21 protein-coding genes and 1 tRNA gene are annotated in these 17597 nt (G+C 60.4%); 16 read left to right on the forward strand and 6 right to left on the reverse strand.

Annotated features, from left to right (window positions below; translation table 11 throughout):
* Positions 1-9: 9 nt before the first annotated feature.
* Both ACR0DA_RS05615 and ACR0DA_RS05620 read right to left on the reverse strand, forming a co-directional pair.
* Positions 10-561: a hypothetical protein gene (locus tag ACR0DA_RS05615; protein ID WP_093962956.1), complete on the reverse strand. Its 552-nt coding sequence runs from the start codon at positions 559-561 to the stop codon at positions 10-12.
* A 209-nt stretch (positions 562-770) separates the two neighbouring features.
* Positions 771-860, reverse strand: a tRNA-Ser gene (locus ACR0DA_RS05620).
* Positions 861-983: 123 nt separating this feature from the next.
* Here ACR0DA_RS05620 and ACR0DA_RS05625 point away from each other — a divergent pair.
* The 9 genes from ACR0DA_RS05625 to ACR0DA_RS05665 all read left to right on the forward strand — a co-directional run bounded on the left by ACR0DA_RS05625 (position 984) and on the right by ACR0DA_RS05665 (position 8454).
* A complete protein-coding gene (locus ACR0DA_RS05625) occupies positions 984-1826 on the forward strand; it encodes a DUF2059 domain-containing protein (protein WP_170357817.1) in 843 nt (280 codons plus the stop codon).
* Entirely contained in the window at positions 1826-2632 is an 807-nt protein-coding gene (locus ACR0DA_RS05630) for a DUF2059 domain-containing protein (protein ID WP_480753233.1), read from the forward strand. The genes ACR0DA_RS05625 and ACR0DA_RS05630 overlap by 1 nt, the downstream gene beginning before the upstream one ends.
* Before the next feature lie 208 nt (positions 2633-2840).
* Positions 2841-3455: a 50S ribosomal protein L21 gene (locus ACR0DA_RS05635; RefSeq protein WP_480753234.1), complete on the forward strand. Its 615-nt coding sequence runs from the start codon at positions 2841-2843 to the stop codon at positions 3453-3455.
* Positions 3456-3466: 11 nt separating this feature from the next.
* Positions 3467-3736, forward strand: coding sequence for a 50S ribosomal protein L27 (gene rpmA, locus ACR0DA_RS05640; protein ID WP_005983052.1), 270 nt, complete (start codon positions 3467-3469; stop codon positions 3734-3736).
* A gap of 96 nt (positions 3737-3832) precedes the next feature.
* A complete protein-coding gene (locus ACR0DA_RS05645; RefSeq protein ID WP_170432675.1) occupies positions 3833-4441 on the forward strand; it encodes a LysE family translocator in 609 nt (202 codons plus the stop codon).
* On the forward strand, positions 4438-4974 hold the full coding sequence (locus ACR0DA_RS05650; protein WP_170339204.1) for a GNAT family N-acetyltransferase: 537 nt from the start codon (positions 4438-4440) through the stop codon (positions 4972-4974). The genes ACR0DA_RS05645 and ACR0DA_RS05650 overlap by 4 nt, the downstream gene beginning before the upstream one ends.
* A 37-nt stretch (positions 4975-5011) precedes the next feature.
* Positions 5012-6046 (forward strand): GTPase ObgE, encoded by a 1035-nt coding sequence (obgE, locus tag ACR0DA_RS05655; protein ID WP_170363476.1) that lies wholly within the window; start codon positions 5012-5014, stop codon positions 6044-6046.
* A complete protein-coding gene (proB, locus tag ACR0DA_RS05660; protein WP_480753236.1) occupies positions 6034-7140 on the forward strand; it encodes a glutamate 5-kinase in 1107 nt (368 codons plus the stop codon). Before obgE ends, proB begins: the two co-directional genes overlap by 13 nt.
* A 51-nt stretch (positions 7141-7191) precedes the next feature.
* Positions 7192-8454, forward strand: coding sequence for a glutamate-5-semialdehyde dehydrogenase (locus ACR0DA_RS05665; protein WP_480753237.1), 1263 nt, complete (start codon positions 7192-7194; stop codon positions 8452-8454).
* 9 nt (positions 8455-8463) lie between these two features.
* Here the strand turns inward: ACR0DA_RS05665 and ACR0DA_RS05670 are convergent, their stop codons facing one another.
* Positions 8464-9060: a histidine phosphotransferase family protein gene (locus tag ACR0DA_RS05670; protein ID WP_480753238.1), complete on the reverse strand. Its 597-nt coding sequence runs from the start codon at positions 9058-9060 to the stop codon at positions 8464-8466.
* Between the two features lie 45 nt (positions 9061-9105).
* Here ACR0DA_RS05670 and ACR0DA_RS05675 point away from each other — a divergent pair, with 45 nt between their 5' ends.
* The 5 genes from ACR0DA_RS05675 to tsf all read left to right on the forward strand — a co-directional run bounded on the left by ACR0DA_RS05675 (position 9106) and on the right by tsf (position 12893).
* Positions 9106-9288: a DUF3553 domain-containing protein gene (locus ACR0DA_RS05675; RefSeq protein ID WP_170339192.1), complete on the forward strand. Its 183-nt coding sequence runs from the start codon at positions 9106-9108 to the stop codon at positions 9286-9288.
* 108 nt (positions 9289-9396) lie between these two features.
* Positions 9397-10152 carry an L-ornithine N(alpha)-acyltransferase gene (gene olsB / locus ACR0DA_RS05680; RefSeq protein ID WP_170455245.1) on the forward strand — a complete coding sequence of 252 codons (756 nt, stop codon included), beginning with the start codon at positions 9397-9399 and terminating at the stop codon, positions 10150-10152.
* On the forward strand, positions 10139-10993 hold the full coding sequence (gene olsA, locus ACR0DA_RS05685) for a lyso-ornithine lipid O-acyltransferase (protein ID WP_170528560.1): 855 nt from the start codon (positions 10139-10141) through the stop codon (positions 10991-10993). Before olsB ends, olsA begins: the two co-directional genes overlap by 14 nt.
* Positions 10994-11161: 168 nt before the next feature.
* Complete coding sequence (gene rpsB / locus ACR0DA_RS05690) at positions 11162-11941, forward strand: 30S ribosomal protein S2 (protein WP_093962056.1); 780 nt, start codon at positions 11162-11164, stop codon at positions 11939-11941.
* A gap of 76 nt (positions 11942-12017) precedes the next feature.
* The gene (tsf, locus tag ACR0DA_RS05695; RefSeq protein ID WP_093962057.1) at positions 12018-12893 is read left to right on the forward strand and encodes a translation elongation factor Ts; all 876 of its coding nucleotides are present in this window, start codon (positions 12018-12020) and stop codon (positions 12891-12893) included.
* Positions 12894-13238: 345 nt separating this feature from the next.
* Here tsf and ACR0DA_RS05700 read toward each other — a convergent pair whose 3' ends face one another.
* The 3 genes from ACR0DA_RS05700 to ACR0DA_RS05710 all read right to left on the reverse strand — a co-directional run bounded on the left by ACR0DA_RS05700 (position 13239) and on the right by ACR0DA_RS05710 (position 15566).
* Complete coding sequence (locus tag ACR0DA_RS05700; RefSeq protein ID WP_093962957.1) at positions 13239-13991, reverse strand: LuxR family transcriptional regulator; 753 nt, start codon at positions 13989-13991, stop codon at positions 13239-13241.
* Positions 13991-14440, reverse strand: a complete 450-nt coding sequence (gene aroQ, locus ACR0DA_RS05705; RefSeq protein ID WP_170339183.1) for a type II 3-dehydroquinate dehydratase — start codon at positions 14438-14440, stop codon at positions 13991-13993. The genes ACR0DA_RS05700 and aroQ overlap by 1 nt, the downstream gene beginning before the upstream one ends.
* Positions 14441-14570: 130 nt before the next feature.
* Positions 14571-15566: an NADPH:quinone oxidoreductase family protein gene (locus ACR0DA_RS05710; RefSeq protein ID WP_480753239.1), complete on the reverse strand. Its 996-nt coding sequence runs from the start codon at positions 15564-15566 to the stop codon at positions 14571-14573.
* 154 nt (positions 15567-15720) lie between these two features.
* On the opposite strand from ACR0DA_RS05710, the gene ACR0DA_RS05715 reads away from it, so the two are divergent.
* Together ACR0DA_RS05715 and ACR0DA_RS05720 are read left to right on the forward strand one after the other, a co-directional pair.
* Positions 15721-16539: an SDR family NAD(P)-dependent oxidoreductase gene (locus ACR0DA_RS05715; RefSeq protein WP_480753241.1), complete on the forward strand. Its 819-nt coding sequence runs from the start codon at positions 15721-15723 to the stop codon at positions 16537-16539.
* Between the two features lie 32 nt (positions 16540-16571).
* Positions 16572-17597, forward strand: coding sequence for a phosphotransferase (locus ACR0DA_RS05720; RefSeq protein WP_480753242.1), 1026 nt, complete (start codon positions 16572-16574; stop codon positions 17595-17597).

Below are 17597 nucleotides of genomic sequence, written 5' to 3' on the forward strand. Positions count from 1 at the left end.
CGAATGATCTTATTGCGTCAACAGGTTGCGCAGTTCCTGGATCTTGAGTGCAGCCGTTTCCGGCGCTTCCTTGATGCCATCGAGGATCTTGATCACCTGGTCCTGGATTTCCTGGCTCAGCTGGCTGTTTTTCACGGATTCAACCATCGCGTCATAGTCGAACTGCTCGGCCGACAGCATGCCTTCGTCAACCCAGGTATTCAGCAACTCCTGCCCTTGGGCAGTGAGGGCTGCAACCTGATCGCCTGCCTGGTTGGCCAGATCCGTCGCAGCATCGCCGGCCTGGTTAGCCAGATCCGTGGCTGTCTGACCGGCTTGCTCGGCGGCTTCACCGGCCTGTTCGACGGCGGCCGAGGCTGCGTCACCCGCTTGCTGCGTGGCCGTCGACAAAGCCTCGCTGGCGGCTTCTTGGGCTGCGGTTGCGGCCTCGCCAACGGCCTCGCCGGCTTCTTTGGCGGCAGATTGCAGTTTCTCGGCCGGGGTGGGCTCGGGCTGATTCAGGTAGAAATACGCGCCGGCACCCAATCCGGCGATGATAATCAGGATGATAATGCGGGACATTGGGGTCTCCTTTTCGGATGTGTGCCGCTGATGTGGGGAGAAACTACCTGAGATCAAAGGGGAAATCCCAAAGATTCGGCGCATGTTCGGGGTTTGGGCCACTCGGCGCTGATCAGTCAGACGATCAGCGGCAACAACACGCCACCGGCGAAAATGCACGCTTGCAACCATCAGGCGAACAAGAAAGGGGGGGAATCATTGGGAAGTAGTGGCGGAGAGACAGGGATTCGAACCCTGGGTGGGCTTGCACCCACAACGGTTTTCGAGACCGCCCCGTTCGACCACTCCGGCACCTCTCCGCGGGGGTCTGTGAGGGGGGGATTTAGTTGTGATCGCCGAGGGGTGCAAGCAGAAAATTCCCGAATTCGCCAAACCGTGGATTTTCCATTGCCAGTCCGACGAAATCTCCTAGGCTGACATGTATGAGACATCTTCTGCACCGCATTTCGCTTCTGCTCATCCTGCCCGTGTTCGCGTTCGCTCTGACGGCTCAAAACGCCTTGTCCGCCAGCCGGGATCGGATTGAGGCTTTTCTGACGACGACGGGTTTTGACGTGGCGCTGGAAAGCATCGCATTGGCCTCGGCTTCGGCGCCTCAGATGCTGGGGATCGACCCCGAGGGTTTTGGCTCGCAATGGACGCGTCTGACGGAAGAGGTGTTCGACACCGACGACATGCATGAAACAGCGGTTGCGATTCTCGAACAGACGCTGAGCGACGAGGCCCTGAACCACGCGGTCGAGTTTTATGCCTCGGATCTGGGACAACGGCTTGTCGAGGCGGAAAATGCCTCGCACCTTGTCGAGGATGACGAAGCCAAGCAACTTGAGGGGCAGGAGATCATATCCGATCTGGTCAAGTCCGGTTCGAGCCGCATCGAAAGCCTGAAGCGGATGAACAGCGCCATCGATGCCAGCGAAACCTCGTTGCGGGCGCTGCAGGAGATCCAGCTGCGGTTCCTGCTGGCCGCCAGCGCCGCCGGAGTGATCGACCTGCAGTTGGACGCGGACGGGCTGCGCCAGATGATGAAGCTGAACGAACCCGAGATGCGGCAGTCATTGCAACTGTCCGCCTTGGCCAACGCGGCCTACACCTATCAGGATTTCTCTGACGCGGATGTCGACGCCTATACCAAAGCGCTGGAACAGCCGCTGATGCAAGAAGTCTATGAGCTGTTGAACGCCATCCAGTACGAGATCATGGCCATGCGGTTTGAAGTGCTGGCGGCGCGCATGGCCGAGCTGCGTCCGGCTCAGGACATCTAATGCGGTTGCTACTGGCTCTGTGGCTGGTTCTGGCTGGTTGGGCCAGTGCGGTCACGGCCGATCAGGTCGACCGTCTGACCAAGGCCATGCATTTGTCCGACGTGATGCAGATTCTGCGTGATGAGGGTGTCGCGCAGGGGCGCGAACTGGACAAAAGCCTGCTGGACGGTGAGGGCGGATCGTTTTTCGAGGCCCAGGTTGAAGATTTGTACGACAAGGCCTGGATGCAGGCCAAGATTCATGATGCGCTGGCTGGCGGTATGTCCGAAGGGCAATTGGAGCAGGCTGCGCTGTTTTTCGAAAGCGACCTGGGCCGCGCCGTTGTGTCTTTGGAAAACTCGGCCCGCCGAACGTTTTCCGACGAAGCCATCGAAGAGATGGCCATGGCCGCCTATCGGGAGGCCGATCGTGATGCGGCTTATTTTCGCCTGATCGATGAGTATGTCGAGATCAACGACCTTGTTGATCGGAACGTGCGTGGAGCGTTGCAGGCCGATTACAATTTCTTCCGTGGGTTGGCGGACGGGCAGGGCATCACAGGCGACGACGGCGAAATGTTGGCCCAATTGCTGGCGCAGGGTGCGCAGTCCGAGCAACAAACCCGCGAGTGGCTGTACTCGTTCCTTCTGTTTGCGTACCAACCTCTCAGCGAGGCCCAGCTGCGCGAGAATATCGCCTTTTCACGCACCGAGGCAGGGCAGGCCTTGAACAACGCCTTGTTCGCTGGTCTGGACACCATGTTCAACGAGTTGTCATACCAGCTGGGCGTGACGGTGGCGCAGGTTCTGCAAGCGTCGGATCTTTAGGCCGGTTTGCTGTTGACTTTGCCCCGTGATCCGTGGATAAGCGCGCATCCCGGCCGGAACCTCCGCGCCGGGTATCGTTATTGTTGGCCTGACGGGTGCGCCCTGACGGTCGTTCATCCGCCCGAAAAGGGCGCGCTGTTCGAGGTGGCCTTGGCCGAAACACCCGTCTGACGGGGACCACAGAACGCGGTAGAAAAAGGAAATACGCATGTTTGCAGTCCTCAAGACTGGCGGCAAGCAGTACAAGGTTCAGGCGGGCGACATCCTCCGCGTTGAAAAACTGGCTGCCGACGCAGGTGAAAAAGTCCAATTCAACGACGTTCTGATGCTGGGTGGCGATGCCCCCGTTGTCGGCGCGCCGTTCGTTGATGGCGCGGCCGTTCAGGCGGAAGTGATCGAACAGATCAAAGGTGACAAGGTCATCAAATTCGTCAAGCGCCGCCGCAAGCACAGCTCGAAGCGCACCGTTGGCCACCGTCAGAAGCTGACCCTGGTCAAGATCACCGACATCCTGCCCTCGGGCGCGGACAAGTCGGGCGTCAAGGCCGCAACCGGTTCGGCTCCGGCAGGTGAAGTTGCGAAAGCAGCGAAACCCGCCAAGAAAGCCGCTGCCAAGGCAGAAGCCCCGGCCGCTGCTGCTGCCGCTGACGATCTGACCAAGATCACCGGTGTTGGTCCCGCAGCTGCCAAGAAACTGGCCGAAGCCGGTATCGAAAGCTTTGCCGCTCTGGCCGCCTTGTCGGAGGAGCAGATTGCTGCTATCGAGACGGTCAAAGTGAAACCCGAATGGGTTGAGCAGGCCAAAGAGCTGGCCAAAGGCTAAGGAGAGAGAGAATGGCACATAAAAAAGCTGGCGGTTCCTCCCGTAACGGCCGCGACTCAGCGGGTCGTCGCCTTGGCGTGAAACTGTATGGTGGCCAAGCCGCCGTTGCAGGCAACATCATCGTGCGTCAGCGCGGCACCAAGTTCTGGCCGGGCGAAGGCGTGGGCATGGGCAAGGATCACACCATCTTTGCAACTGTCGATGGCGCCGTGAAGTTCCACAAGGGACTGAAAAACCGCACCTTCATTTCGGTCCTGCCAGTGGCGGAGGCCGCAGAGTAAGCCGAAACCCAGAAGGTTTAAGAAAAATTCATGGGGGACCGGCACAAAGTGCCGGTCCCCTTTCTCGTTTTGACGCAGATTTGATCGAAAGCCCCGATGCCCGTTGCAACCACCAGTTTCCTGATCTTTGCCGCCAGCCAGGTCGGCACGCCGGGACCGGCCAACATGGTCTTGTTGGGAACGGGTGCGCGCTATGGGTTCCGCGCTGCGCTGCCTTTCGTGGCAGGCGTGATTCTGGGCAAGCAGCTGATCATCTGGCCGCTGGGCTTTGGCCTTCTGCAACTGGCGGAACAGGCTCCGACAGTGTTTGCGGTTCTGAAATATGCTTCGGCGGCCTATATTTGCTGGCTTGCGTGGAAAATCGCCAACCTGCGCCTGTCCCATCAGGACGCGGGCGAGGCGGTTCCGGGTTTCTGGGCCGGGCTGGTGGTGCATCCGCTAAACCCCAAGGCCTGGGCGATGATCATCGCGGGTTTCACCGGGTTCGTCGCGGCGGGGACCTCGGTGCTGAGTGCGACGCTCACGATCGCGCTCGTTTTGTTGACCTGCCAGTTGGTCCTGCACCCGATCTGGACCTTTGCGGGCGATAGAATTGCACGCGTGGTTGCGGGACGGCCGGCGGAAAAATATCTGATGTGGACTCTCGCGGGTCTGACTGTTGCATCCGTACTTTTCGTGTTGTTCGGAGGAGGAACACACCAATGAAACTTGAGGCAATCATAAATCAGCCGGTCATTGAAACCGAGCGGTTCGACCTGCGCCCGCTGCGCCGGTCGGACATGGGCCTGATCGAGCACTACGCCGGGGACGAGCGCGTGGCGCGCATGACCACGTCGATCCCGCACCCCTTGCCGCCCGGTTCGATCGAGGCTTTCGTGACCCGCGCCATGGCCGAGGACCGGGACGAGGACGTCTGGGCGATGGACGCCACCAAGGATGGCGGGCCCGAGTTGATCGGGGTGATCTCGCTCAAGCGGCTGGATCGCAACCAGTCCGAAGTGGGCTATTGGGTCGCGCCCTTGTATTGGAACACGGGCATCGCCTCGCTGGCGGTGGAAACGCTGGTTCAGGCGAATCCGTTGGAAAACGCCACGATGTTTGCCAGCGTGTTTCAGGACAATCCCGCCTCGGCACGGGTTCTGACCCATTGCGGGTTCCAGTATCTTGGCGATGCCGAAAGCTTTTCGGTGGCGCGCGACGCAAATGTGCCCACCTGGACGTACAGCAAAAAACTCTGACTTGTGGCCGATGGGGCCTTTGCAGTAGGGGACTGACATGAAATTTCTCGATCTTGCAAAGGTCTACATCCGGTCCGGGGCCGGCGGTAGCGGGTGCGTCAGCTTCCGACGCGAAAAGTACATCGAATACGGCGGCCCTGATGGCGGGGACGGCGGCAAGGGCGGGTCCGTCTGGGCCGAGGTCGTGGACGGGCTGAACACCCTGATCGACTTCCGCTATCAGCAGCATTTCTTTGCCAAGAACGGACAGCCCGGCCGGGGTCAGCAGCGCACCGGCAAGGATGGCGACGACATCATTCTGCGCGTGCCCGTCGGAACCGAGATCCTGGACGAGGATCAGGAGACGGTGATCGCCGACCTGACCGAGGTGGGGCATCGTGTCCTGCTGGCGCGGGGCGGAAATGGCGGTTTCGGCAACCTGCATTTCAAATCGGCCACCAACCAGGCGCCGCGGCGGGCCAACCCTGGGCAGCCGGGCGTGGACCGCACGATCTGGCTGCGTCTGAAGCTGATCGCCGATGTGGGTCTGCTGGGCCTGCCGAACGCGGGCAAATCGACCTTTCTGGCCGCGACATCGAACGCCCGGCCCAAGATCGCCGATTATCCGTTCACCACGCTGCACCCCAATCTGGGCGTCGTCGGCGTGGACAACGTGGAATTCGTTGTGGCCGACATTCCCGGCCTGATCGAAGGCGCGCACGAAGGCCGCGGCATCGGCGACCGTTTTCTGGGCCATGTCGAACGCTGCGCGGTGTTGCTGCATCTGGTCGACGGCACGTCCGAGACCATCGCGCAGGATTATCACACCATCATCCACGAGCTTGAGGCCTATGGCGGCGCGCTGGCTGACAAGCCCCGGATCACCGTGTTGAACAAGATTGACGCGCTGGACGAAGAACAGCTCGAACTGGCCAAGGCCGAGTTGAAAGAGGCCGTGAGCGGCCCTGTCATGACCATGTCGGGCGTCGCCCGGCAGGGCGTGACCGAAGTTTTGCGGGCCCTGCGCGCCCAGATCGACGAAAACCGCCTGCGCCAGAAACCCACCGAGGAGCGCGAGACGTGGCAGCCCTGACCGACGCAAAGCGCCTGGTGGTCAAGATCGGCTCGGCTTTGCTGGTCGATCGTGCGACCGGCAAGCTGCGTTCGGAGTGGTTGCATTCGCTGGCGCAGGACGTGGCGTGGCTCAAGGGGCAGGGGGCCGATGTGGTTCTGGTCTCGTCCGGTTCGATAGCGCTGGGGCGCGGTGTTCTGGGCCTGCCCGCAACCGCGCTCTCGCTAGAGCAGTCCCAGGCCGCCGCCGCCGTCGGGCAGATCCGGCTGGCGCGGGCCTATGAAGAGGCGTTGGCCCCGCACGACATCACCACGGCGCAGGTTCTGGTGACGCTGGAAGACAGCGAGAACCGCCGCCGGTACCTGAACTCGCGCGCGACGCTGGAAACTCTGCTGGGGTTGGGTGTCGTGCCCATCGTGAATGAAAATGACACGGTGGCCACGGATGAAATCCGATACGGCGACAATGATCGACTGGCCGCGCAGATCGCCGTGACCGTCGGTGCGGATCAGTTGATCCTGCTGTCCGATGTCGATGGGTTCTACACCGGCAATCCAGCCGAAGACCCATCCGCCACCCGGTTTGACGTGATCGACGCGATCACGCCCGAGATCGAGGCGATGGCCGGTGACGCCGGTTCGGGGCTGTCCAAGGGCGGCATGAAGACCAAGCTGATGGCCGCGCAGATGGCGACGGCGGCGGGCTGTGACATGGCGATTACGGAAGGATCGCCTTTGAACCCGCTGAAACTGCTGAACAATGGCGCGAACAGCACTTGGTTCAAGGCCAAGCTGGACCCGCATGCGGCGCGCAAACGCTGGATCTCGGCGATGAAGCCGCGAGGCGAGATCACGGTCGATGCAGGGGCAGCGCAGGCGCTGGAGAATGGCAAAAGCCTGTTGCCGGCCGGCATCGTCGAAGTGACGGGCGATTTTGGACGGGGCGACCCGGTGGCCATCAAGGATCACGAAGGCCGGCGTTTGGGATTGGGCCTCAGCCGCTATACCGCGCATGAGGCCGATGCCATCAAGGGGCGCAAATCCTCCGAGATCGAGGACGCACTCGGCTATCCCGGCCGTGCGGTGATGATCCACCGTGACGATCTGGCTTTGTAGCCGCGAAAACTGATAGATTTGGCTGGTCCGACGACCGGAAAGGCAGATGACATGAAGGACTTTGATAGCATTCCCGCCCTGATGGCCGATCTTGGCAAGCGCGCCAAGGATGCGTCTCGGGATCTGGCCTTTGCTTCGGCCGAGCGCAAATACGCCGCGTTGATTGCCGCCGCCGACGCTGTGTGGAAGAACCGTGCGCAGATCATCGAGGCCAACAAGAAAGACCTGGACTACGGCCGCGAAAAGGGTCTGAGCCCGGCTATGATGGACCGTCTGATGCTGGACGAGACGCGCATTCAGGGCATGGTCGACGGGTTGCGCACCGTGGCTGAACAGACCGATCCAGTGGGTGAGGTTCTGGCCGAATGGGATATGCCCTCGGGGCTGAACATCCGCCGCGTACGCACCCCGCTGGGCGTGATCGGCGTAATCTATGAAAGCCGCCCGAACGTGACCGCGGATGCCGGGGCGCTGTGCCTCAAGTCGGGCAATGCCGTGATCCTGCGCGGCGGATCCGAAAGCTTTCATTCCTCGACCGCGATCCACGCCTGCCTGGTCGAGGGTCTGAAGGCCGCAAACCTGCCCGAGGATGCGATCCAGCTGGTCCCGACCCGTGACCGGGCGGCGGTGCAGGAATTGCTGACCATGACCGACTATGTCGACGTCATCGTGCCGCGCGGAGGCAAGGGGCTGGTCGGGTTGGTCCAGCGCGAGGCGCGGGTGCCGGTCTTTGCCCATCTTGAAGGGATCGTGCACATCTACATCGACAAGGCTGCGGATCCGCATAAAACGCTGGACGTGGTGCTGAACGCAAAGACCCGCCGCACTGGCATCTGCGGGGCGGCCGAATGCCTGCTGGTGCATCAGGATATCGCGGAAACGCTAGGGCGCGACGTGATCGCGGCGCTGCTGGCCGCGGGCGTCGAGGTTCATGCCGCAGTTGCGCTGGCCATCGATGGCACCGTGCCGGCCAGCGATGACGATTGGGGCAAGGAGTTTCTGGACAGCATCATCGCCGCAAAACCGGTGGCCGATATCGACGATGCAATCGCGCATATCCGGCAATACGGATCGAACCACACCGATTGCATCATGACCGAGGATCAATCCGCCGCCGACCGATTCTTTGAACGGCTCGACAGTGCGATCCTGATGCACAACGCCTCGACCCAATTTGCCGACGGGGGTGAGTTCGGAATGGGCGCCGAAATCGGGATCGCCACGGGCAAAATGCACGCGCGCGGCCCGGTGGGGGCGGCGCAGCTGACCAGCTTCAAATACCTGGTGCGCGGCAACGGCACGACGCGCGCCTGAGGCGCTGCGTCAAAACCGCAGCACCACGCGGGTCGCGCCCGTCTCGGCCGAAACCCGGCGGCCCTGAGCGGCCGCCGTCTGCGGCAGCAGGGCGAATTGCACCTGCGCCGGCGTGACCTTGTTGGCGAATGTGCCGGTCGGGAGACCTTTCCACAGGTCGGGATCGATATTCATGCGGTCGGCTGTCCCCGTGACCGTCCATTTGTCGCCCACGCTGTCGATCTTGACCTCGCCGCCCATGGGCATGGCGCTTTCGCAGCACATGATGGCCAGAAAAGCCAGTTTGATCTGATTGCGCGGCATCGCCTCGGTGACGTTCCAATGCACCCGGACTCGGCCCGCACGCTCGACATCGCGCAGCAATTCCGTCACTTCGCTACGGCCCAGTGGCTGATCGCTGGCCGCGCCAAAGGCCACGCGAAAGAACCGGATCCGCGCCCCGGCGCTGCCAACGCTGCCGGTGATCAGTTCCATCTCGGGGCCCTGGGTGCCGCCAACCATCTCCAACAGTTCCAGACCGTTCGTGATCGCGCCGATCGGGCTGATCAAATCGTGGCAGATCCGAGAGCCGATCAACTCGGCCAGGTTGACGTTGGTGTCGCCCATGCGTACCTCCTGTGGTATCCCCCATGCCCGACCCGGAGCCGCCGCATGACAGATCTGAATGCCATTCTTGCACCGGGCATGTTTGTCCGCCACCCAGATTTCCCCGACTGGGGCGTTGGACAGGTCCAGTCCAACATCGGGGGCAAGATCACCGTGAACTTTCGCGACCAGGGTAAAGTGGTGATTGACGGAACACGCATCGCCTTGATGCCGGTTCTTGATCCCTGAAACTGGTTTAGGAAAGGTTAACGGGGCTCGCCACCCGGTTCGTGTTGCCATTCGCCGCGCAGCTGCGGTATCAGCGCTGGGATCGCAACAAGACGACGACCATTCCACATGCCGGATACGGGCCCTTCATTCACTGTCAAACTTGCCGAAACCGACGAGGAACTGCGCGCGGCGCAGCGGCTGCGTTATGACGTCTTCGTGCGTGAATTGGGCGGTGGCGGAGAGATGGTCGATCATGCAGAGGGCCTGGAACGCGACCAGTTCGACCCGTATTTTGATCACATGCTGGCCTATGACGACGCCACCGGAGAAGTGGTCGGAGTCTACCGTCTGTTGCCGGGTGACCGCGTAGCTGAAGTCGGACGGTTCTACTCTGAGGATGAATACGACCTTACCGTTCTGAAAAACAGCGGCCGCAAATTGCTGGAACTCGGCCGGTCCTGCCTGCATCCGGACTATCGCGGCGGAACCGCAATGTATCATTTGTGGAATGGCCTCGCGAAATATGTGTCCGAACGGGAGATCGAGGTTCTGTTCGGCGTTGCCAGTTTTCACGGCACAGACGTCAAGCACCTTGCCCAGCCTATGTCGATGCTGCATCACAACCACCTGGCTCCACCCGAACTGCGGGTGCGTGCGCAGCCGGATGTTTATCAGAACATGAACCTGGTTCCGAAAGATGCGCTGGATCGACGGAGTGCAATGTTGCAAGTTCCGGCCTTGATCAAGGCCTATCTTCGATTGGGCGGGTTTGTGGGCGAGGGGGCATTCATCGACCATGCCTTCAACACCACCGACGTTTGCCTGATCCTCGACACCACTCGGATGAACGAAAGACAGAGACGCATCTATGGCGGAGCGTGACGTGCCAAACGGTGCTGTCTGGCACAGCTCGGACGACCCGGACCCGGTTGAGTTGGGCGTGTGGGGTTGGATTTTGGTGATCCTGCGGGGGCTTCCTCTGGCTGTGCTGGTGTTCGGTGGTCTGATCGTTCTGTTGCTTGTGCGCCTGGTCGAAAGACCCATCTTTGGCCTGCGTCGGCCGGTAACGCCGTTCATTGCCCAATTCGTGTGTCGCAATGCGTTTCGAATTCTTGGGATCGGATTTTCAAGCTCGGGCGAGCTGATGCAGCAGCGCGGGGCCGTTGTCGCCAACCACACGTCCTGGCTGGACATCTTCGCGCTCAACGCCCGCAAGCGTGTATACTTCGTGTCCAAGGCCGAGGTGGCGAGTTGGCCCGGCATCGGTTGGTTGGCCCGGGCCACCGGAACCGTGTTCATCGAACGCAATCCCAAGAAAGCGCGCGAGCAGACCAGACTGTTCGAGGACCGTCTGAAGGTCGGGCACAAGCTGTTGTTTTTTCCAGAGGGCACATCGACGGACGGACTGCGGGTTTTGCCATTCAAAACAACGCTTTTTGCGGCATTCTTTGCAGATGAACTGCGTGACTTCATGTATGTTCAGCCGGTTTCGGTTGTCTATCACGCGCCCGATGGGCAGCCGGATCGGTTTTATGGCTGGTGGGGGGACATGGATTTTGCCCCGCATCTTCTGAAGACGCTGGGCGCGCGGCGGCAGGGGCGGGTCGAATTGATCTATCATTCTCCGGCCCGGGTCAGCGATTTCGACAACCGCAAGGCTTTGGCCGCGCATTGCGAGCAGGCCGTTCGCCACGGGCATGCCTTGGCGCGGCCAGAAAAATAGGGGCAAAAGCCTCTTGCACCGTCAGTCAACCTGCCGTATACGCGCGGCATTCAAATCCGCAGGCGGGGTTTGGTCGTTTTGAGGGAGACATCCTCATCAAGGCCGCCGGTTGGAGCAAACGCTTCTTTCACCCCCGCCAAGGCGAAAACCGGAAAAGGAAAACATAGCATGGCTCTTCCCGAGTTCACCATGCGTCAGCTGCTGGAAGCTGGCGTTCACTTTGGTCACCAAACACAGCGTTGGAACCCCCGCATGGCGCCTTTCATCTATGGCGCACGCAACGGCATCCACATCATGGACCTGACCCAGACCGTTCCGATGCTGGACCAGGCGCTGCAGGCGGTACGTGACACCGTCGCCAAAGGTGGCCGCGTTCTGTTTGTCGGTACCAAGCGTCAGGCTGCACAGCCGATCGCCGAAGCCGCTGAAAAATCGGCTCAGTATTACATGAACCACCGCTGGCTGGGCGGCACGCTGACCAACTGGAAAACCGTTTCCCAGTCGATCAACCGTCTGAACCAGATCGACGAAGCCATGGAATCGGGCGCTGAAGGCCTGACCAAGAAAGAGCGTCTGGGAATGGAGCGTGACCAGGCCAAGCTTCAGGCTTCGCTGGGCGGCATCCGCGAGATGGGCGGCGTTCCTGACCTGCTGTTCGTCATCGACGTCAAGAAAGAAGCACTGGCCATCGCAGAAGCCAACAAACTGGGTATCCCGGTTGTGGCCGTCGTCGACACCAACTGCTCGCCGGATGGTGTGGACTACATCATCCCCGGCAACGACGATGCTGCCCGTGCAATCGCACTGTATTGCGACCTGGCCGCACGCGCTGCACTGGACGGCATGACGGCTCAGCTGGGCGCCGCCGGCGTCGACCTGGGCGAGTTCGAAGAAGCACCGGTTGAAGAAGCCGTTGCAGAAGAAGCCGAAGCGTCGGCCGAAGCGTAAGCTGCCCGTCACGTAAATGACATATGGGGCAGGGTAGACCTGCCCCAATTCCGTTTGAATTGAGGAGAGCCAAGAGATGGCAATCACTGCAGCAATGGTGAAAGAACTGCGCGACTCGACCGGCGCAGGCATGATGGACGCTAAAAAAGCGCTGACCGAAACCGGCGGCAACATGGACGAGGCCGTTGACTGGCTGCGCACCAAAGGTCTGGCGAAGGCCGCAAAGAAATCCGGCCGTACCGCAGCAGAAGGCCTGGTTGCCGTTCACGTCGAAGGTGGCAACGGTGTTGCTGTCGAAGTGAACTCGGAAACCGACTTTGTCGCGAAGAACGCCGAGTTCCAGGAAATGGTCGGCAAGATCACCTACGCAGCCCAGGGCGTTGACTCAGTTGAGGAACTGCTGGCTGCTGATCTGGGCGGCAAATCGGTTGCCGACACGCTGACCGACAAGATCGCCACCATCGGCGAAAACATGTCGGTCCGCCGCATGGCGAAACTGTCGGGCGACACCGTGGTCTCGTATGTCCACAACGCCGCAACCAACGGCATGGGCAAGATCGGTGTTCTGGTTGCTCTGTCGGGCGGCGATGAAGCCATCGGCAAGCAAGTCGCGATGCACATCGCAGCCGTGAACCCGGCCGCTCTGTCCGAAGCCGACCTGGATCCGGCCGTTGTCGAAAAAGAAAAGCAAGTCCAGATGGACATCGCGCGCGAATCCGGCAAGCCCGAGCAGGTCATCGAAAAGATGATCGAGGGCCGCATGAAGAAATTCGTCGCGGAATCGACCCTGCTGAGCCAGCAGTTCGTTGTGAACCCCGACCTGACCGTGGAAGCAGCGGCCAAGGAAGCCGGCGCAACCATCACCGGTTTTGTTCGCCTGGAGGTTGGCGAAGGCATCGTGGTCGAAAAAGAAGACTTTGCCGCCGAAGTCGCCAAAGCGGCTCAGGGCTGACGCCTGTTCAGCCCGGGTTTTCCGGGCTGCTCCCAAAACACCCGAAACCGGTTGCGCGACGCGCGACCGGTTTTTTTTGGGCGAATTTCCGATTGATCAGAGGAGTAATTGGAGGGCCCCGCAAGATGGGGATGGTCGAGGCCCCCCAAAATTTCCGACATCGGCACGCGGACGAATAAGCGCCCTTTGCCAGAGCGAACGGAGAGCCTTGCCAATACAAAGATCCGTCCAAATGTTCCTTGGCTAAAGCCACCACTCACGGAACAGGATCAATGTGCAATTTCTGCGCAGTTTTAGGAAGTCATGTATTCCTTACCTAAGGTCAACTGCCGCGCGACAGCGGATTCAGACCTCCATGACGAACATCTGATTCTGCAGCGAAGCCTTCAAAACCGCCTGTGCAGTCGTCTCGACAGAGAGAGCCTCGCGCGCCAGCCTGAGGTGTTTTTCAACAGTCGCCGAAGTCAGTCCCATCAGCAGGGCAATGTCCTGGGTCGTTTTTCCGTCACCCACCCATTCCAGAGCCTCTCGCTGCCGCTTGGTCAAGGCGCGGTTCGGGGGATTGTAGGGCAGAGTCAGAATTTTGAGGTGGGCGATGTTGTTCATCAGCAGGATATCATCGCCGTGCTCAGCCCACATCTCGTCCATCTCGTCCTGGCTGCGGTTCAGAGCGGCCAGCGAAATTGCCCCCTTCGACCGCATGGACACCGAAGTGAAACTGATCGTGTAGCCGACGGTGATCCCTTTCGAGCGGTTGAACTCGTACACCTTGCGTTCTTCGTTGGTCATCGTGCCGCTGGACATCATCTCGCGGATCATGCTCCAGCTTGCGGCCCCTTCGTGATCCAGCGCCCATTTCAGCATGGGCGCATGGAAATACAGACCATCCCGAAGGAAACCGTCCATGTATTCCTTGCAGTGATTGGTCAGGATCACGAAATCTTCGGGGTCGCCCAAAGACGTTTGGGTGCGGTATTGTGTGTGTCCGTACAACAGGCGGTCAAAACCATACTTGGCCATCTGTTCGGTGTGCGCGGCCCAAAGCTCCTCGAGGGTTTTCACATAGCTCAGAAAGTTGAGGTATTCCTTGAGCGTCATCATGCGCCGCCACCCTCCTGAAGATGCGCGGCCAGCGCTTCCAGCGCCAGAACATAGCTTTGAGCGCCAAAGCCGCAGATCTGCCCGATGGCGACGGCCGAGATGTAGGACTTGTGCCGAAATGCCTCGCGGGCGTGGATATTGGACAGGTGAACCTCGACCACCGGCAATTGAGCTGACGAAATGGCATCCATCAATGCTATTGACGTGTGGGTATACGCGCCGGCATTCAGAACGATCCCGTCATGGGTCCCGCGCGCGGCGTGGATGGCATCGATCAACACACCTTCATGGTTTGATTGAGCGCACTCGACACGCAACCCGATCGATGCGCCATGCGAAACGCACAAGTCTTCGATCATCTTCAAGGTGGTATGACCGTAAACCTCGGGCTGCCGTGTGCCCAACAGGTTCAGGTTCGGTCCGTTCAATACAAGAATACTACGCATTATTTTTCTGTCCCCATACCTGTTTCATAGCCGCGAATTGAAAACGCGTCTACCGGCTTTGCTCTCATGAGGCGAGCGGGCGCAGGTCCGGTCTTGGGGACAGGCGGTGAAACGACCGTGAATGTCGTTCCTAGTCGATGGATACGACAACTTTGCCGAGAACCGACCGGTCGCCCAACATCTCCAAAGCTTCGGCGGCGCGGGGCAAGGAAAAGCGGGCGCTGATACGCGGCTTGATCTTGCCGCCATGATACATGGCAAACAGTTCCCGCAAGTTTTCGGCATGTCCGGCCGGATCGCGGAATACGGACGCGCCCCAGAACACGCCGACGATCTCACAGCCTTTGAGCAAAGGCAGATTCAACGGGATGTTGGGGATACCGGCCGGAAAGCCAACGACCAGAAACCGCCCCTTCCAGGCCATCGCGCGCAATGCTGGCTCGGCGTAGTCGCCGCCAACCGCATCATAGACCACATCAACGCCATCACCGCCCGCCAGCTTCTTGATTTCTGACGAGAACGCTTTTTGCGCCTCTCGCGTCATCTCTTTGGAGTAGACGATCGTCTCATCAGCGCCCAAATCCTTGCAAAACTGAGCCCTGTCTTCCGTGGACACCGCGGCAATTACACGCGCGCCCATCGCTTTGGCCAACTCAACCGCGGCCGAGCCGACACCACCGGCGGCCCCAAGAACCAACAAGGTCTCACCGCCCTTGAGCCCGGCGCGATCCTTCAGCGCATGGTAGGACGTTCCGTAGGTGAAGATGAAACAAGCCGCATCCTCGTACGGCATGGACTCCGGGATCGGAACGGCGCTGGCGGCCGGAATGCACAGCTGCTCGGCGAAACCTCCGTGGCCTGTCAGGGCCAGAACGCGGTCACCGACCTTCAGATCGGAAACACCATCTCCAACGGCGATCACATCGCCCGACACCTCTCCTCCGGGCGCGAAGGGGCGCGGTGGTTTCATCTGGTACAAATCGCGGATGATCAGCGTGTCCGGAAAATTCACGCCTGCCGCACGTACCCGGATCAGTACCTGACCCTTTTTGGGCGTTGGATCGGGCAGGGTGGTCAGTTCAAGTGTTTCCGGACCACCCGGGGCGACGCTGAGTAATGCTTGCATTTCGTTTTCCGATCTCCGCCATTTGTTGGCCCGAAGGTCGGGTCCTGACACTATGTTGTCAAGGCAGATGTGAAATGCAATTCTGCACAGTGAAACTGACCCGACCTGAAATAGAACTCAGGACGCAACAAAAACGAATTATGGGGAGAGGCTGATGAAACCGGAGAACTTATTTTCGCTAGCGGGCAAGACTGCTCTGGTCACGGGCGGCGCGACCGGCATTGGTCGGATGGCAGCCGAGGCTCTGCTGCGCGCGGGAGCGCGGGTGCTGATCGCTTCGCGCAAGGGCGAAGCCTGCGAAGCTGTGGCCGCCGAACTGAACGCGCTGGATGCGCCCGGAACCGCCGAAGGGTTTGCCGGTGACGTCAGCAGCGAGGCCGGTATTGATGCGCTGGTCGAAGAGGTGAACAACCGCACCCAAAAGCTTGATATCCTTATGAACAATGCCGGCGTCTCGTGGGGTGCTCCTATGGGGCAGTTTCCCTATGACGCCTGGGACAAAGTCATGTCCGTGAATGTCGCCGGCATCTTTCATCTGACCCAGAAGCTGCTTCCTCTGCTGATGCAATCGGGCTCGGACGATGATCCTGCACGGGTAATCAACGTCGCATCGGTGATGGGAGAAGTTCCCATGGGAGATAGCGCCTACAGCTATTCCGCGTCGAAGGCGGCCGTCATCCATCTGACCAAGATCATGGCAAAGGAGCTGTCGCCCTACCGCGTGACTGTGAATGCTCTGGCACCGGGACCGTTCGTTTCGCGCATGACCGCCTTTGCCACAGCTGACGAGGAAAAACGCGAGAAAGTGGGCAAGTCGGTCCCGCTTGGCCGTGTCGGGCGCGACGAGGACATCGCGGGCTGTATGCTGTTCCTCAGCGGACGCGGCGGCAGTTACGTGACCGGCGCCGTGATCCCGGTCTCGGGTGGTATCAACGTTCTGACCGGAGGAAACATCTTTGCTGATGCCCTGTGAAACCCGGTCCAGTATCAAGCGAGGCCGATCGCATGAGCGATGACCCGAACACCCTCGACCTTGTCGCCGTAGATGCCTATCTGCGCGCCAACCTGCAAGGCTATGCCGGTCCGCTTGAGGCGACGAAGTTCACGGTGGGTCAGTCCAATCCGACCTACGAACTGCGCACGCCTGGAAAATCCTATGTTCTGCGGCGTAAACCGCCCGGAGTTCTGCTGAAATCTGCCCACGCGGTCGACCGCGAATTCCGTGTTCAGACCGCGTTGGCGCACAGCAAAGTACCGGTGCCGCGCATGTACGTGCTGTGCGAGGATGACAGCATCATCGGCTCTGCCTTCTATGTCATGGAGCGTCTGGACGGTCGGAATTTTCTGGAACCGACCATGAAGGGCGAAACCAACGAAACCCGCAGCGCCGTTCTGGACGAGATGAACCGGGTTCTGGCCGAATTGCACATGGTCGACATCGACGCCGTGGGCCTGTCCGATTATGGACCGACCGGCAACTACTTTGAACGCCAGATCGCGCGCTGGACCAAACAGTATCGCGCCTCGGAAACCGAAACGGTTGCCGACATGGATGCGCTGATCGACGCGCTGGAAAGCTCGATCCCGGCGGATGATGGTCAACGAACGCTGGTTCATGGCGACTATCGCATCGACAATCTGATGTTCGAGCGGGACGGAACCCGCTGCATCGGGGTCCTGGATTGGGAGCTGTCCACCATCGGCCATCCCTATGCCGATCTGGCGGCCGTAATCATGCAATGGCAGATGCCGCCGGGCAAAGAGGGTCGAGGGCTGGCCGGCGTTGACCGCGGCAGCCTTGGGCTGCCCAGCGATCAGCAGTTCATCGCCTCATATTGTCAGCGACGCGGATTGCCGGGAATCGACAATTTCGGCTTCTATCTTGCGTTCAACTTCTTCCGCATGGCCGGAATTCTTCAAGGCGTCTACAAACGCGCCCTGGACGGGAATGCATCCGATCCGGCCCGGGCGCGCGCATTCGGAGCCTATGTGCCCATGTTCGCCAAACATGGCCTTGCAGCGCTGGGATAG

The sequence above is a fragment of the Ruegeria sp. CI8 genome (genome assembly GCF_056536865.1).